Origin of the sequence: Mucilaginibacter terrenus (assembly GCF_003432065.1) — a bacterium.
Lineage (GTDB): Bacteria > Bacteroidota > Bacteroidia > Sphingobacteriales > Sphingobacteriaceae > Mucilaginibacter > Mucilaginibacter terrenus.
Genome location: NZ_QWDE01000001.1, coordinates 100,908 through 116,743, shown reverse-complemented (window position 1 = coordinate 116,743; position 15,836 = coordinate 100,908). Strand labels below are relative to the sequence as shown.

At 43.1% G+C, this 15,836-nt stretch carries 10 protein-coding genes; 2 read left to right on the top strand and 8 right to left on the bottom strand.

What is annotated here, in order from left to right:
* Positions 1-5: 5 nt before the first annotated feature.
* Together DYU05_RS00495 and DYU05_RS20955 are read right to left on the bottom strand one after the other, a co-directional pair.
* Positions 6-1,397, bottom strand: a complete 1,392-nt coding sequence (locus DYU05_RS00495; RefSeq protein ID WP_117381040.1) for a TolC family protein — start codon at positions 1,395-1,397, stop codon at positions 6-8.
* A 77-nt stretch (positions 1,398-1,474) separates the two neighbouring features.
* Positions 1,475-1,870 (bottom strand): hypothetical protein, encoded by a 396-nt coding sequence (locus DYU05_RS20955; protein WP_117381039.1) that lies wholly within the window; start codon positions 1,868-1,870, stop codon positions 1,475-1,477.
* Positions 1,871-2,450: 580 nt separating this feature from the next.
* Between DYU05_RS20955 and DYU05_RS00485 the strand changes: the two genes are divergently transcribed.
* Both DYU05_RS00485 and DYU05_RS00480 read left to right on the top strand, forming a co-directional pair.
* The gene (locus DYU05_RS00485; protein WP_117382894.1) at positions 2,451-3,770 is read left to right on the top strand and encodes a DUF389 domain-containing protein; all 1,320 of its coding nucleotides are present in this window, start codon (positions 2,451-2,453) and stop codon (positions 3,768-3,770) included.
* A 10-nt stretch (positions 3,771-3,780) separates the two neighbouring features.
* Entirely contained in the window at positions 3,781-5,523 is a 1,743-nt protein-coding gene (locus DYU05_RS00480; RefSeq protein WP_117381038.1) for an APC family permease, read from the top strand.
* A gap of 199 nt (positions 5,524-5,722) precedes the next feature.
* Here the strand turns inward: DYU05_RS00480 and DYU05_RS00475 are convergent, their stop codons facing one another.
* The 6 genes from DYU05_RS00475 to DYU05_RS00450 form a co-directional block, all read right to left on the bottom strand.
* Complete coding sequence (locus DYU05_RS00475) at positions 5,723-5,953, bottom strand: hypothetical protein (protein ID WP_117381037.1); 231 nt, start codon at positions 5,951-5,953, stop codon at positions 5,723-5,725.
* Between the two features lie 251 nt (positions 5,954-6,204).
* A complete protein-coding gene (locus DYU05_RS00470; protein WP_117381036.1) occupies positions 6,205-7,935 on the bottom strand; it encodes a RagB/SusD family nutrient uptake outer membrane protein in 1,731 nt (576 codons plus the stop codon).
* Between the two features lie 11 nt (positions 7,936-7,946).
* Complete coding sequence (locus tag DYU05_RS00465) at positions 7,947-10,934, bottom strand: SusC/RagA family TonB-linked outer membrane protein (protein ID WP_117381035.1); 2,988 nt, start codon at positions 10,932-10,934, stop codon at positions 7,947-7,949.
* A 299-nt stretch (positions 10,935-11,233) separates the two neighbouring features.
* Complete coding sequence (locus tag DYU05_RS00460; RefSeq protein WP_117381034.1) at positions 11,234-12,826, bottom strand: DUF6377 domain-containing protein; 1,593 nt, start codon at positions 12,824-12,826, stop codon at positions 11,234-11,236.
* A gap of 208 nt (positions 12,827-13,034) precedes the next feature.
* Positions 13,035-14,384: a Gfo/Idh/MocA family protein gene (locus DYU05_RS00455; protein WP_117381033.1), complete on the bottom strand. Its 1,350-nt coding sequence runs from the start codon at positions 14,382-14,384 to the stop codon at positions 13,035-13,037.
* A 46-nt stretch (positions 14,385-14,430) separates the two neighbouring features.
* Complete coding sequence (locus DYU05_RS00450) at positions 14,431-15,540, bottom strand: phosphotransferase enzyme family protein (protein WP_117381032.1); 1,110 nt, start codon at positions 15,538-15,540, stop codon at positions 14,431-14,433.
* Positions 15,541-15,836 lie beyond the last annotated feature (296 nt).

Sequence of the window (15,836 nt, the reverse complement as noted above, 5' to 3'; positions counted from 1 at the left end):
TTAGTTTAATTTAAAAGGTTTAAAACAGAACTCAGGTTATTTGCGGTAACCGCCTTTTGAAATAGAGCACTTATGTACGCGAAGCGGGCTTGCGCGTAATCAGTTTCAGCCCGGTACAGTATATTAAGGGCCGCGTTTAATTCTATAATATCCGTTAAGCCGCTTTTATAAAGGGACAGCTTCTGACGATAGCCTGCATTAGCAGCTTTCAACTGATTGGGTATCTCAGTAAGGCGCTGTTTTGCGGTGTTTAATTCTACATCAGCCTGATTAACGCTTAAAGTCAGCAGATTTTTTTGTTCGTCCAACCTGCGTAACGCGTAGTCAGTAGCAGATTTCTGCGTGCGCAACTTCAGTTGTTTCCGGCGCATATCGAAAAGATTATAAGATATTCCAACACCTACCAGGTAATTGCTACGATCAAAGCCCCAACCGTTAGATAAGCTGTTGTATCGATCATTGCCATCAATACTAGCACCACGTCCCCAGGCTGCAGCTTCTAACAAAATCTTAGGATTGTATTGTTTTTTTACCAAGCTTTCTCTTTCTCGGCTATTTTGTACAACTGACTGATAATAATTAATGATCGGGTGATTAGCGGTATCTGCAACAAGGATGTCAGGAATGTTTTCTTGCAAAATAAGGCGTGTTTCAATCAAGGTGTCCGGCACCATAGCTTGATATGATAGTCCGCTAAGTGCAGCTAACTGCAATTGAGTTTGTTTGAGCTGGTTATTCAGTTCGAGATAAGTTAACCTTGCCTTTGATAATTCCGCTTCAGCGATACTAGTGTCTACGCCCGGCCTTATTCCACTTTTTGCAAGGGACTGTATAGAACGGCGAATTTGTTGATTCCGTTCAATATTGCGCGCTTGTATGTTCAAATAGTCCTGCAAGCGGAGTAGTTGCAGATAGTTACCTATTGTATAGGCCTGCAAGCGGTATTTTGATTGCTGAAACTGGCTTTGTTCGACGGAGACATCTGATTCGGCCACCTTATTTTGAGCGTTGTAAGCCCCAAAGTTGTATATCTCCCAATCGAGCGCAGCAATTCCTAAGTTCGTCAATACCGCATTGGTATTGCTTTCGGTCCTAACGCCGCGCGAGTTACTTGGCACAATGCCAAAGCCAAAGTAAGGTCCGGCCGTATTATTGTTAGTGCCGATATCGGCCTGGTAGTTAAGTTTTAAATTAGGAAGCCAATTATTGCGAGTTTCGGCAGCTTGCGATTGTTTTATTCCAATGGCGGCAGAATCTGCCAATAGCGTGGGTGCGCTTGAATTAACCCGGTTAAGCAGTTCGACTAGCTTAATCGGCTGCAGATATTGCTGGCCAAAGCCTTTTAGGGCAAGGCAGAGACAGAGCAACACCAGCACAGGTGTTTTAAAATTTTGCATAAAATTCGGATATATGAGTAAACCTGTCACAGATGTGCAGGAATTTAAATCAGCTAAAACAGGGAATTAAACCAGTTTCAGATCCGGATGATTTGAAGAGAGAGAAAAGTATGACGAGGCAGAGTAGTTATATCCTTTTTTAAAAGGCTGAACCGAGAATTTAGCGGACTCGTCAATGAGATAAATAGCAGCAAAACGAAAAAACGAGCAGCCATAATAATTATATCACTTACATTATTTTTCTCCTCGAAGGTTGATTTATCTGGCCTTTTGATTTGTGTCGGTTGAGAAGCGCTTCCGGAAGTTATCTCCATTCTTCGTTTGAAAATGGAGTTACCGGTGACCTGCTTATTTTGCAACTGATCTCGCTTATGGGAAAGGAAAAAAATGTGTGTGGTAGCCACAAGAAAATAAAACACCATTACCGTAAGAACAGTAAAATCTACTATTTGGCTATGGTGTGTTTTTTTCATTTAAGTAAAGTACAAACATCAACAAAAATGCTTTTGTTTTCTGCAAAAGTTTTGTTGCAAAGCATGGAAAAATAACCACAATTGTCAAGTAATCTTTCTATTTTAACACAGCTAACCTTGCCCCTCTTTCGTTATTTTTTCAGATTTGTTTGCCGACCACCTTTCTTAACTGTTCAACTAACTAGGTCTAGCTAATGATCCACCATTTACCTTGCATCAAAGTACGAAAGTATACATCCTGAACTACTCCGGGGAAAAGGTCCATCTTCATTACGTTAGGTCAACAAACCGCCCCTGAGTAAGAAAAGAATATCATTTAAGGAACAAATAGCTCTAATAGGCTGTTGACTTGGTTATCATCGATGACTTTATCTTGATATAGTTATAAACTGACGATAACCCGACTACTATTATGACTTAAGGCTTCTAAGTTGCATAGTATTTGGCGACTCTTATGTTATCTTACGAAAGTATTATGGTGAGTTTAATTGCTGTTGCTAAATTCCAGGGGCAGATCGAACCATTTTGCGAATGCAAGAGGCTGACATATGAAACCGGATTTGCTAAAAAATATTTGCTAATGAATGAATTACTACAACAGATACGCCACGCTATAACAAACCGCTTTAATTTACAGGAAGATAAGGCCGACGAATTAGAGATTGTTACTGCCATACGGAAGAATATCGATTTTCGTGGTACCAACCTTTGGGCACTTATATTTGCTATTTTCATTGCATCTATTGGTTTAAATGTTAATTCGACAGCTGTGATTATTGGTGCAATGCTTATTTCACCTATAATGGGCCCGGTAATGGGAATTGGATTAGGCATTGGCATTAATGATCTTTCAATGGTTAAAAAAGGAGGCAAAAACCTCCTGGTTGCCACACTGGTAAGCGTTATTACTTCAACTTTATATTTCTCTATCACCCCTTTACATGAAGCACAATCCGAACTGCTCGCCCGCACTTCTCCGTCAATATGGGATGTCTTCATTGCATTTTTTGGTGGTTTGGCGGGTATGGTAGCAGCATCCCGTAAAGAAAAAAACAACGTGGTGCCTGGCGTAGCCATAGCAACAGCACTAATGCCGCCACTGTGCACTGCAGGGTTTGGCATTGCCACGGGTAATTGGCTATATGTGCTTGGAGCCATTTATCTATACTTCATCAATAGCGTATTCATTGCTATTGCCACTTACCTCATGTCACGTTACCTCCAACTGCAGCGCACGCATTTTGACGATCCGGCAGTTCAAAAGAAAGTTACCCGGTATGTGATCATTATTGTAGTGCTAACCATTATACCAAGCATCTATATGGCTTATCGCATTGTAAACAAGAGCATCTTTGAAAATAACGCCCGGAAATTTGTAGAACAGGAATTTCACTTCAATAGCACACAAGTAGTTTCAAAAACCTATACTTACTCGGATGGAAAGAAAACTATAGATCTTTTGCTAATTGGATCCGTTCTCGATAAACCCGTAATTGACTCGTTAAAACACCGGATGAACGGTTACCGCTTACGTAATGTACAATTGAATATCCGGCAGGGACTTAACGCCAAACAAGAAATAGATTTCTCCCAGATTAAAGCTAGTATACTGGAGGATGTTTTTAACAGCCAAAACAAACCCGATACGATAAGGTTGGCAGCTAAACCTTTAAACAAGGATAGCACAGTGCTTACGGAATTGAAAATACTCTACCCAACGGTTACTGCATTTGGCGTAAGTAAACTGGCTATAAGAAGGCCAGACACCAACATAATTGACACACAGCGCGTTGCTTTGATCCGGTTTACCAAACCATTACGCGGTGCAGATGTTCAGAAATTACAGTTATGGTTGCAAAAGCGATATCAATCACCACGTTTAAAACTCGTAGCTCAATAGTCTAGGTATTATGAACAAAAATCCGACGCTGCACAAGCTTAACGAACTGCAAGCCACTGCTATATGCGGTAACGATATAAGCTCTTCCTGCCTGTATGTTTCGGCACTAACAATTGCCTATGCAGGCCAGTTTGCCTGGATATCTTTGCTGGTTGTTGCAGTTGTATTGTATCTGTTCAGGAAAATTTACGGTGAAGTAGTTGGCGCTTTACCACTTAACGGAGGTGCTTACAATGTACTGCTAAATACGGCATCAAAACGTACAGCTTCTTTCGCCGCGTGCCTCACTATTCTTTCGTATATGGCTACGGCGGTAATATCGGCTTACGAGGCAATGTTCTATTTTCATGATATTGCAGGCAGCCTTCCCTTGATCCCTGCAACGATAATGGTTTTGGCTATATTTATGATGCTGGCTATTATAGGCATTGGAGAATCGGCCATTGTAGCTGTAATTATATTTATCACTCATCTCGCTTCTCTTACCTTGTTGGTACTTACCTGCTGCTGGTTTCTCTTCAATAATGGACTTGCGATTTTTATTGCCAACTGGCATTTACCTGTTACATCAGGAGGCATTGTTACTGCTCTATTTTTAGGTTTTTCAGCGGCAATGCTAGGCATATCGGGCTTTGAGAGTTCAGCCAATTTTGTGGAAGAACAAAGGATTGGTGTATTTCCTAAAACGCTGCGAAATATGTGGCGTGTAGTAAGTTTCTTTAATCCCATTATTGCACTACTGGCTTTAGCAATATTGCCTATGGCTTCAATTAATAATCATCAGGAATCACTACTTTCTTATATGGGCCTTAAAGCGAGTGGCGGCTGGCTGAGCTACATTATATCGATGGATGCAGTACTGGTATTAAGTGGCGCTGTACTAACCTCCTATGTGGGCGTAACCGGGCTTGCCGAGCGTATTACCTTAGACCGTATACTGCCAAACTTTTTTCTTGCCCAAACCAAAAGGGGCGTTAACTATCGTATCGTAATCGGCTTTTTTATTTTGTGCGTTTCTATTTTACTGGTAACCCGTGGCGACCTTGCAAGTTTAGCGGGTGTATACACTTTTTCGTTCTTGTTGGTAATGGCTTTATTTGGCGTAGGCAACCTGCTATTGAAAGCTAAACGAGACAAATTACCGAGGTTGGAAAGAGCACCTGTCTTATCGGTTGTGGTGGCTATCGGCTTTATAATAGCAGCCTTTTTGGGTAATATGCGACTGAACCTGGCGTCGTTTTATGTTTTTATTCATTACCTAATACCGGCCATGCTGTTCATTTTACTGATGTTAAACAGAGCGCGGGTAACAAGATGGCTTATTTACGCCACCGCACATTTAGGCAAGCCCATTCGCCGTTTGGTAAACAAAACGCTCAGGCCCTATCGGTCATTGGTAAAAATCAGTTCGCAGGAACTGGTATTTTTTACCAGAGGTGACAACGTTGCTATTTTAAATCGGGTGATGATGTATGTTGAGGACAATGAAGCAACCAAGCGATTAAAGATCGTCCACATTGCTAACGCCGAAAGCAACAATAACAACTTGAAAAAGGACATTGAGGTACTGGACAGAGCCTATCCGGACATCGATATCGACTTCGTAGAAATAGAAGGCCAATTTGGCCCGGAGATGATTGACAGGCTTTCAAAAGAATGGCAAATTCCCAAAAATTTTATGTTCATCGGCTCGCCCGGTAACAAGTTCCCCTACCATGTTTCTGAACTTGGAGGGGTAAGGCTCATCATGTAAAAATTTAATGATAATAAAGCATACGACTGAGGTGTTAATGCTTTAAACTTCAATAAAGAAGATATTTGGTCAGTAGAAACTTAAACAACCTGATTTTTTACAAAGCAGGCTTTAAATAATCCACATCAGAGGTTCCCGATAATTTGGTAGAAGCCAAATCCCGGAAAACTCTTATGTAAGGTGTGAGTAGTTGTTAAGATTATTTAGCAAGACGTTTTTCGTCGCTATCTACGTAGTAGAAGATTGATCCAAAGAGCAACATTACACCGCCAAAAAATGCCGGGATCTTAACTGACCAACTGCCGTTTATTGTTGTGATATTTGCTGAGCCTCCACTGTCGTCGGCATTTAAATGGTGTTTGTAAAAAATGTTTCCGAAAATGATTAGAGCTATACCAATCACAATTAAAAAAATGCTGAACTTTTTCATAATGTTTTATATTAGCCTACAGGGGAAACGCTGCAATATATACAGGCGTTTAGAGAGAGGTACTGATATTACATCAGTTACTTTATAAATGTTTTGATTGAACTGATCTATATAATTTTCTTGCTTATAAATTACAATCTCCCGCGTTTACATACCTCCCCGACATCAGCAACTGCACAAAAAGTTTATCAGCATATAAAAAACGGCGCCCTTACCAGGAGCGCCGTACGATAAACCAACTTCAACCAATCTCAATAACCCGGGTTTTGTTTCAATTGCGGGTTTACATTGAGAATATCTTTACCTATAGGGAATATTTCTGTATGCTTATCGCCATCAGGCTGTTTGTCCCACCATGTTCCGGTGCTAAAAACGCCCCAGCGGATAAGGTCAGTTCTGCGCCTGTTTTCGCCAATAAACTCCCTGCCCCACTCGTCAAGCATTTCCTGATCTGTCAATTGGCTGCCATCTAACTTGTATAAGCTTGGAGATCCATCCGGGTAATTACGGCGCCTTACCTGATTTAGTTGTGCTGCCGCACCTGATTTGTCGCCTTTGCGGTAAAGGCACTCGGCCAGGGTATAGTAAATTTCAGACAAACGTACTTCAGCATACGCGGAGGTAATCCGATTAGGGTCTGGCGTAGGATAAAGCGGGTATTTAAGTAAGAACACACCCGAATTGTGATCAGCATGGTTCATGTTCGATTCTTTGTCAGATATTTTTGTACCCGGCTTAGCATTCAGGAACATCCCCACCTGGTCGCGGATAAACAGCGGATAAGGGCCTTTATTGCCTCTTACGGTATCTGCACGTTCAGAGCCGTTCACTGTACGTTTAAAAGGCAGATATCCGTAAAGAAACATGCCCTCGCGCTTGCTATCACCCAGGTTGCGATACTTTTTCAGGCGCAGGTCATCTGGATACCTTTGGAATTTAACAAATGGCTTTCCTAATTGGAAGCTGTACTCCACGCTATCTACATCACGTCCGGGTTGAAGCGCAAAACGTGGATTAGCTTGTCCAAAGTCTGTAAAACCACAATATAACGGAGCGGCATCATACGTCATAGCATTAAAGAACATGCCGCCATCATACTGCCAGTGTGTACGCGCAAGGGTTCCGGGAAAGCCATAGATCACTTCTGAACTGGTGGACGTATTCGTATAGTCGAAGGGCGCATCCCATCGTGTATCAAGGGCGTAGCTACCATATTTACCACCAATAATGTCCCTGCATACTGCTTCACATTCGGTAAACTTTTCTACGCCGGTATAAACCTTAGCGTTTAAATAAAGCCTGGCAAGCAATGCAGCCGCGCCTGCTTTTGTCCACCGGCCGATACCTTTAGCGCCTAGCTGATCGCGCGTAGGTAAACCCGGAATAGCTTCCGTCAGTTCCTTTTCAATAAAGGCGAATGTTTCTTGCGGAGTAGACTGTGGGTTACCTTGAGTTGAATTTTTTACATCGGTTACGATTTCAATATTGCGATAGAAATCAAATGCTCTTAGGTAGAACCAGGCCCTCAGTGTACGCAACTCCGACTTAAAGTCTGCCAGTTCCTCTGGTGTTACGCTCAGCTTAGCCGGATCCTGGATGCCTTCCATATCCTGTAAGGAGTTGGTAGAAAGCACAATACCCTGGTAAAGGTTTGTCCATACACCGCTGGTAAAAAAGTCGTTTGTGGTCCAGGTGTGGTAATGCATGCGCTGGTAGTAACCGCCATCCTGCCAGTCCCCCTGGCGATTGTACGTTCCGTACTCATCGGTACAATCCTCATTTGCAGCGTAGTAGTCATTGCCCTGTATGCTCCAATACCCATGTTCGAATGGACGAAGAAAATCTCTAATCACATCGTCTCGCCTGGTTAAAAAACCTGATGCATCCACCCGGTCGTATACATGTTCGTCCAGCTTGGTGCAGCTTCCGGCTAAAACAGCCGTCAGGAACAAACTGCTTATATATAGTTGATATTTTTTCATGTTGTTAAATGTTAAAATGTGGCCTGCAGACCAAGAATCAATTGTAACGTTGATGGATAATAGTTTAACGACGTATTTACGCCCGGCGTAAGTCCGTTGCTGTTTATCAGGTCAGGATCACCTCCGGTATAAGAAGTAAACGTGTGCAGGTTTCTGCCGGCTGCGTAAAACCGTACAGATTTTAAGTACTTGGTATTTAAAGGCTGTGTATAACCCATTGCTACGTTATCAATTTTCACGAAAGAACCCGACTCCAGGAAGTAATCAGACGCGATTGATGTTGTGGCTGAATTTTTTAGCTTGGAATACTTGCTGTTGCTGTCGTAAGCAGATTTAAGCACATTTGCGTCAGCCTGGGTTGACGGCGTGCCCAAATAGAACGCCGGTGTGTTAAACACTTTGTATCCAAAAGCACCGCGCAGGAATATGTTCAAATCAAAGCGTTTGTACCGGAAGTTATTGCTTAAAGAGCCGATGAATTTAGGCAGACCGTTACCAACGTATTGCCTGTCGTCCCTGGATGCCTGATTAGCCGGCACTATACTGCCGTCTTTTCTGTAAACAAGCAGTGCTCCCGAGTCATCAACACCGGCAGACTTCAACGTGTAAAATTCGCCAATGCTATGCCCTTCTTCAATACGTTGGATTTCGCCTGGAGATCCCGGAGCAGACAGACCTGCTACATCCTGAAAAGTTGCTCCCTTGTATAAGGTGTTTGAAAAAGAGATAAACTTGTTGCGGTTGTAAGAAAAAGCAGTGCTGATATTGTAGCTAAAATCGCGATGCTTTATTACCGCTGCGGATAACGTAACCTCGATACCTGTATTTTTCATGGTACCAACGTTAGTAAACGTTTGCGATTGTGGGTTAGGAGGAAGCGGCACATTGTAATAGCCCAGCAAATCTTTGTTCTTTCGTACGTAGTAATCTATCGAACCACTAATCCGGCTATCGAATAAGGAGAAGTCTACACCTGCGTTGAAATTGATAGAGCGTTCCCAGCTCAGGTCGGGGTTTACGTTAGATGACGGGCCGTATACCTGGTATTGTACACCATTGAAAGGAAAATAACCTGCGCCGCCATACAGCAATAACGAGAGGTAGTTGCCAAAATCTTGGTTACCGGTTACACCATAGTCTGCCCTTACCTTTAAATCGCTGATCCATGGGGCTGAAGTTTTAATGAAATCTTCTTCGGATACCCTCCAGGCAGCTGATACCGCCGGGAAATTTCCCCACTTGTTATTGGCTCCAAATTTAGAAGACCCTTCGTGGCGCAAGCTCCCTGTCAGGATATACTTATTGTCAAAATCATAGTTCAGCCTTCCAAAAAAAGCGATAAGGGTAGACCCATTTTGGGTCGATCCGACAGCGGATTGCCCCTGCCCTGCCGCACCGCCGTTATATAGTCCGGAACCAAGGTTGTTCCACTGATAAATGTCGAAAGGAAAGTCGTAGTTCTGTGCGTAGAACTGTTTGTAATTATACAGGGAATAAGAGTAACCACCAAGCAACTTAAAGTGATTGCGGTTTACATCCAGCGAATAATTACCTATCCATTCTAAATTCTTCTGATCGTTTTCCTGTTGTTCCTGCGATGCAAAATTTGTTTGGGTTGTTCTGTTAGCATGAACGATGCTGGATAGAGTAGACGGCCTGAAGTTCATGTTCCGGCCAGAACGGCTTATTTCAGAGATCGTAACTGTAGTGCTCAGGTTCTTCAGGATATTAGCTTTTAATGAAGCGTTAACATCAATCTCTTTTATTTCCGCGTCAGACTTTATCAGCTTACCATTCTCTACGGGATTGTTGGAGAAGAAACCCGTATTGATGTAATTATAGGCACCTGTTTCATCGAAAATAGGATAAGTTGGGTTCAGTGTCAAAGCATTGTTAAAGTTACCCTGATCTGAATTGCTGGTATTCATGTACCGTGGCGCAATACTAAGCGTACCTACAAAGATATTGTCGTCTGTAGTGTGGCTTATGTTTATCCTTGCACCGTATTCTTTTTTGCGTGCCCGGAGGTCAATACCATCTGCATTACGGTAATCTGCCGATGCAAAGTAGTTGGTTTTAGCCGATCCGCCGGAAAGCTGCATGGTGTGCTTTTGGCTGAAAGCCGGCGAATTGGTTACCGCACCAAGCCAATTGGTACGTGCACCATAATCCTGCCCTTGCTTATTCTGAACACGATTTTGTAGAAACTCTTCTGGTGAAAGGTTTTCCAGGCGGTTAGTTACATAATCAAAACTTGCATAACCGTCATAAAACATGCGGGACTGTGAAGTGCCTTTTTTTGTGGTAATAATGATAACGCCGTTGCTTCCTCGTGTACCGTAAATAGCTGATGCTGCGCCACCTTTTAACACATCAATACTCTCTATATCATTTTGATTGATGTTATCAATGTTGCCACCGGGAATGCCGTTTACCACATAAAGCGGACTAAGCCCTGCATTACGCGACGATACACCCCGCAATTGTATACTCGGTGATGAATTTGGATCACCGCTTGAAGTATTAGTAATGTTAAGACCTGCCACTTTGCCCTGTAAAGACATTAACGGGTTATTGGCAGATACAGGAAGCAGGTCTCTGCCTGATACATGCGTAATAGCGCTTGACACCTCACGCTTATCCAGCGTGCCGTAACCAACGCTTACCACTACCACCTCGTTTAGTGTGTTACTGGATTGTGAAAGGCCAACGCTTAGCGTTGCTGATTCTGTTAAGGGTACCTCACGGGTAGCGTACCCGATGAATGTGAAAGTTAGGCTTTTTGCCGTTGGAGGGACATTCAAGCTATAAGCACCATTCACATCTGATGTGGTGCCGATTGATGAGCCTGTTACAACAATGCTTACACCCGGCATTGGCGAGCCATCGGCAGCATCGGTAACCTTGCCGGTTATGGTTCTGTTTTGAGCCATTACAATGCTGCTGAGCATCATAAAAAGCATAAACGTACTTATACGAAGTAGAAATTTCTTTTGCATAAAATGGTTTTATTGGTTTATAAATTGGGGACTAGCCGATTGCATACGACCCGGCGAAACACGGCGCTTTAAGGCGGCGCCTTTCCACAGTTGGCGTTTTTCATTTAAAGATTTTTTGAGGTAGATAACACCAGATCGCTCCGGAGCAGTTGGTTTACAGTGCAAGTAAGCTCGCCTGCGTGGCAATTACAAGACACCAACAGGCCATCAGAAGAAAATCTAAAACAATAAAAAATTAACTGTTTATTAAACAGTTGTTTACCACGAAAAAGAAGGAGAAAAATCCAGAGGCCTGCAGGCTAATCAGCAGCAAGTTTGATACCCATAATGCGTTGTTCAAACTCATCTGCGGGTATTAAAGCCTTCGAGCGAAGGCGAAACCGGTAGGTATAAACGGTACTAACGGTATATTCCAGTATTGCAGCAATCATTTCGTTATTGCTAATTCCTAATCTCATTAACGCAAATATACGCAGTTGAGTAGTAAGCGTTCCTGCCGTTTTTGGTTTAAGCTGATCCTCTTCGGGCAGCATCGCATTAACAGCCTCTACAAAATCCGGGAAGAGTTTTAAAAAGATCTGATCAAAAGTATGGAACAGTTCCCGCCGTTCTGCATGAATGTCTACCTTGTCCAATTGTCGTAGTGCTTCATCAACACTGCCCGATTTAACCTTCCGTTGTAAATTGTTCTTCAGCTTGTCAAGCTTTACAATATGCCTGGAGAGCTCGCCGAAAAAGAAGCCAATATATTCTTCTTTTATCCGCCCTTCCTCCCAAAGCTTGGTATTCTGTTGAGCCAAAAGCCGGTTGTTCTCACGGATAACCAGTTCGCCGGCGCGTACTTTCTTCAACTGTACAAAAACAATGAACCCAACTAAACCGATAATTATAGTAATCACGATTACCGATGAAAGAACTATTAAGAAGCGCTGCCTTTCACGCTGCGCCATCATGTCGCGTTCGGCAGATACAACCGAGAGTAAACGGGCAACCTGGTAACGCTGCATACGGGCGCCAAACTTGTTGGCTTGCTCCATTGCCAGTTGTAAAAATGTATAAGCATCATTTACCTTACCCTGCTCTAATAATGTGTTGCCAAGGTCCAGCATGGCCTGCGCCCGGTAAGTTGAAGTCCGGATATCATTTATAGCTGCAATAGCCAGCAGGCTTACCTTTTCGTCCCCCTTACGATAACGGCTTAGCCCGGTAACTACCATTGCTTTCTCATGCTCTGATAACCTACGGTTCATCAGCTCTATGTAAAAGCGGGAAGGATGTGGCCCTTCTCCGGGATCTTGTTGCGCTTTTAATATAAGTTGCTCAAACGAGCCGTTGTCTGTTAATGCAATGGCCGAATCAAGGTAACGAAACTTTTTGCCCCGGTCTTCGGGTGCGTAAAAGCGATCTGCGTTGTACTTAGACAGGTCTGACCAGGCCCAGGAGTAAAGTATGTAGTAGGATTTTTTAAGCTCCCGGTCCAGTACCGCCGGGTTAATCTCCCGCAGGCAATCAAAGGTTTCCTTGAACATGCCCGAGCTGATAAGTGTCCGCCCCAGGCGCAGGCGGTTCTCTGCAAGTCGTCTGCTATCATTTAATTGGCGGCTTATTGATACGAGTTGCTGCGCGTAATAGAAAGTAGAGTCGAAGCGATAATCTTTAAAAGCTTCAAATAAGCCTAGTACAGCGTTGTACCTGTCTTCTAGTCCACTTGATTTATGGCTGTTGAGCTTTAACCTGAGTGCGGCTATTTCCTTATCCTTTTGCCAGTCGTATGTTTTTATTTTAGCAACCTCTGATCTGAGTACCTTAAGCAAACTGTCCCGGCTTGTGGCTGATGCATTAACGCTTAAAAGGACTATTCCAATCAGGGTAAACAACAAAAACTTTCTCATGAATTAAGCTTCGTAGGTAGACGATGCAAAGCTACGTCAATATGAATTGGTTTGCCGTTACTACAAAAATTTTTCAATTCATGTGTTGGTGGTTCCTGTCCGGCAATTCAAACACCGGGTAAGTTGTTGAGCGAGCAGCGAGAATGACAGATTGAGAACTCAGCCAAAGCGGTAACTCAGAAGAACAATCATAATTGATGCCTTCTTATTAGAAACCACTGTCATCTAAAGCAAAGGTGTTCTTACGATCTTTCCATTTTCCTCGTGTAAAATCCGGGAACTTTTGCGGCTTGTTACCATCTGCAATAGACTTTTCAGATAAAGGCGTTATCACGCTCATGGTTAATGAATCATAAACATCTATAGGCGTTTGTTTCTTCTGTTTTACTGCCTCTACAAAACCGTTAAATACAAACCAATCCATACCTCCGTGCCCTGCTCCCTCGGCATACTTCTCGTACTTTTTCCATAGCGGGTGGTCGTATTTCTCGAACCATTCGCTGGCTTTGTCCCACTGGTCGGTGTTTTTTGATTTACCTTCTATGTAAACCGCGTTGGCCACATCCATCCATATCCCCTCCGTTCCTTGCACCCTAAAACCTAAAGAATATGGGCGCGGCAGGTGCGTATCGTGACTAAGTGTTACTGTTTCGCCGTTAGCACAGCTGATAGTAGTTGTGGTTACATCACCATTTTTAAACTTGATCTTTGAATTTTTACTGCTGGGGGCAACCTTATCCAGGTAAGCATTTAGCCCGCGCGATTTAGTTGAGAACGATACCAGGTTTACAAAGCTGTTACCCCGGTTTATGTCGATATAATTCATAACAGGGCCTGCGCCATGAGTTGGATAGATATCGCCATCGCGGTCTATATTCCATTGTGTACGCCACTGCGATTCGCCCATGGTGCCCGGACCAAACTCGCCTCCTTTTCCGTAGAAGCTTTTTCCATCGTTAAAGAAAATACCGCGCAGGTCGTGCTGGTAGCCGCCTTCAAGATGTATAAGTTCTCCAAAAAGTTTTTGTCTGCTCATGTTTAAAGCGGCCATTACATCGCGGCGGTAGCAAACATTCTCCAGCGTCATGTACGGCATCTTTGTTTCATCGTAGGCCTTCAATATATCCCAATGATCCTGCTCTGTTATACCCGCAATAACTTCACAGCCAACGTATTTACCGGAGCGCATGGCATCAATAGCCTGATCTTTATGAAACTGCCATGGGGTAGCAATAATAACACCGTCTATATCTTTCCTGTCCAGCAGCTTTTTATAAGCATCCAGTCCCCCTGTGTATTCAGCAGGCAACTTCTTTTGTGCTTTAACAAATTGCTCCCTGCAATACTTCAGCGAACTTTCCTGTATGTCGCAAATGGCTACAATATCTACATCATCGCGCAGCAAACCCTCTCCTATATGGTTACGGCCGCGGAGACCAACTCCTATATAACCCAACCGTACTATGTCTGCATTTTTTGCAAATAACGATCCGGAAGGTAAGATGGTTAGTCCCGCTATTGCCATGGCTGAATTAGTTACAAATTGTCTGCGATCCATAGTGTGTGTTGTTTTTAATATATAAATATTATGAGTTTGTAGATAATCAATTGTTGTTCATCTCCTGTGTTATTATTTCCTGCATAGCAGCCGAACACTCATCAAGTAATTTCAGGAGTTGCAGCTGCGCCTTTGCCCTTTGCAGGTTATGCCCCGCAAACTTCGTTTTAAAGTAAACATCTCCATTAATATGATCTGTTAAAAACCGGACGGCCTGCATGTAAGGCAACAGAAGAACGCCTTTTCCAAGAGAGTCAACTTCGGCAACTGTTAAGAACTTAGCCGCCCATGTAAGATAGCCCTTTGTATAGGCGACAAACAGCGGCATGTTAAGTTGAATCTTGTTCAAGTCAGCCTCATCTTCTGCTGAAGTGTTGATAATGGTACGGATGGCATCGCCAAAGTCATAGGCCACATAGCCGTCCATAACGGTTTCTAAATCAATCACGCATTGCGCCTCATCATTGTTGTTAAGCAGCACATTATTAAACTTGGTATCATTATGGATTACCCGCTTTGGCAATACTGCCACCTGAGCTGGTGCCTGAAAGTACTGCATTGCCTCAGCATAATCATTAATAACGTCCAGCTCAGCAGCAACGCTTTTCACACGGCTAAACGCATCTGCCGCAACAGCCGTTTGTAAATGCTGCAAACGTTTTTGAATATTGTGAAAACCAGGAATTACCTCAAACATCTCCCCTGCCGGAATATCTGAAAGCATCTCCTGAAACCTGCCAAAAGCCTTACCGCCTTCAAATGCCTGTTTGGGCGTTTCCACAATATCATAGGTTTTGGTGTTTTTTAAGAAATACAGCATACGCCAGTAATTGCCGTCGCCATCCTTATAAAAGAACCGTCCATCTTTCGCCGGCACAAGTGTCATTACCTCTTTAAGAGGATCACCATCTCCGCGTTCAATTATTTTGCATTTAAGATGCGCAGTTACCTTGCTCATGTTTTGCATCAGTTCCTCCACATTGCCGAAGATGCTATGATTTATACGTTGCAGCAGGTAATCTTGTCCGTCTGCGTCGGTGTTTATGAGGCGGTACGTGTCGTTAATGTGCCCTGAGCCGTATGAGCGGCATGACTGTATATCTGCAGAGCACTTAAAGTAATTTACAACCTCCAAAATGTTACCGGTACTCTGCATCTATAATTTATAATTGATCTGCGCGTGTAAGCGCACCTAAGCTACAGGCAGTTTGCTGCTGCTATGCTATGGCAAGATAATAATTTGCAGGTAATTGGTGAGTGTTGCAGGTAGAACAAGTTTGAAGAGCAGATGCATCAATATACAGAAATATTTGGATAAATACAAATATTGGTGAAAATAGCTGTTTTTATTGATGTGAAAAAGTGTGGTTATTGCTGGTAAATAGCCTGTTACGGAACTGTTCAATATTTGGCAATGCAAAATTAGTTGAACAGATGAACACTCTTAGAGCA

Bases quoted from the DNA above. Each gene is read 5' to 3' on its own strand.
- DYU05_RS00485 (WP_117382894.1), top strand. From the start codon at position 2,451: ATGAATGAATTACTACAACAGATACGCCACGCTATAACAAACCGCTTT.
- DYU05_RS00455 (WP_117381033.1), bottom strand. From the start codon at position 14,384: ATGGATCGCAGACAATTTGTAACTAATTCAGCCATGGCAATAGCGGGA.
- DYU05_RS00460 (WP_117381034.1), bottom strand. From the start codon at position 12,826: ATGAGAAAGTTTTTGTTGTTTACCCTGATTGGAATAGTCCTTTTAAGC.
- DYU05_RS00475 (WP_117381037.1), bottom strand. From the start codon at position 5,953: ATGAAAAAGTTCAGCATTTTTTTAATTGTGATTGGTATAGCTCTAATC.
- DYU05_RS00450 (WP_117381032.1), bottom strand. From the start codon at position 15,540: ATGCAGAGTACCGGTAACATTTTGGAGGTTGTAAATTACTTTAAGTGC.
- DYU05_RS00495 (WP_117381040.1), bottom strand. From the start codon at position 1,397: ATGCAAAATTTTAAAACACCTGTGCTGGTGTTGCTCTGTCTCTGCCTT.
- DYU05_RS00480 (WP_117381038.1), top strand. From the start codon at position 3,781: ATGAACAAAAATCCGACGCTGCACAAGCTTAACGAACTGCAAGCCACT.
- DYU05_RS00470 (WP_117381036.1), bottom strand. From the start codon at position 7,935: ATGAAAAAATATCAACTATATATAAGCAGTTTGTTCCTGACGGCTGTT.
- DYU05_RS00465 (WP_117381035.1), bottom strand. From the start codon at position 10,934: ATGCAAAAGAAATTTCTACTTCGTATAAGTACGTTTATGCTTTTTATG.
- DYU05_RS20955 (WP_117381039.1), bottom strand. From the start codon at position 1,870: ATGAAAAAAACACACCATAGCCAAATAGTAGATTTTACTGTTCTTACG.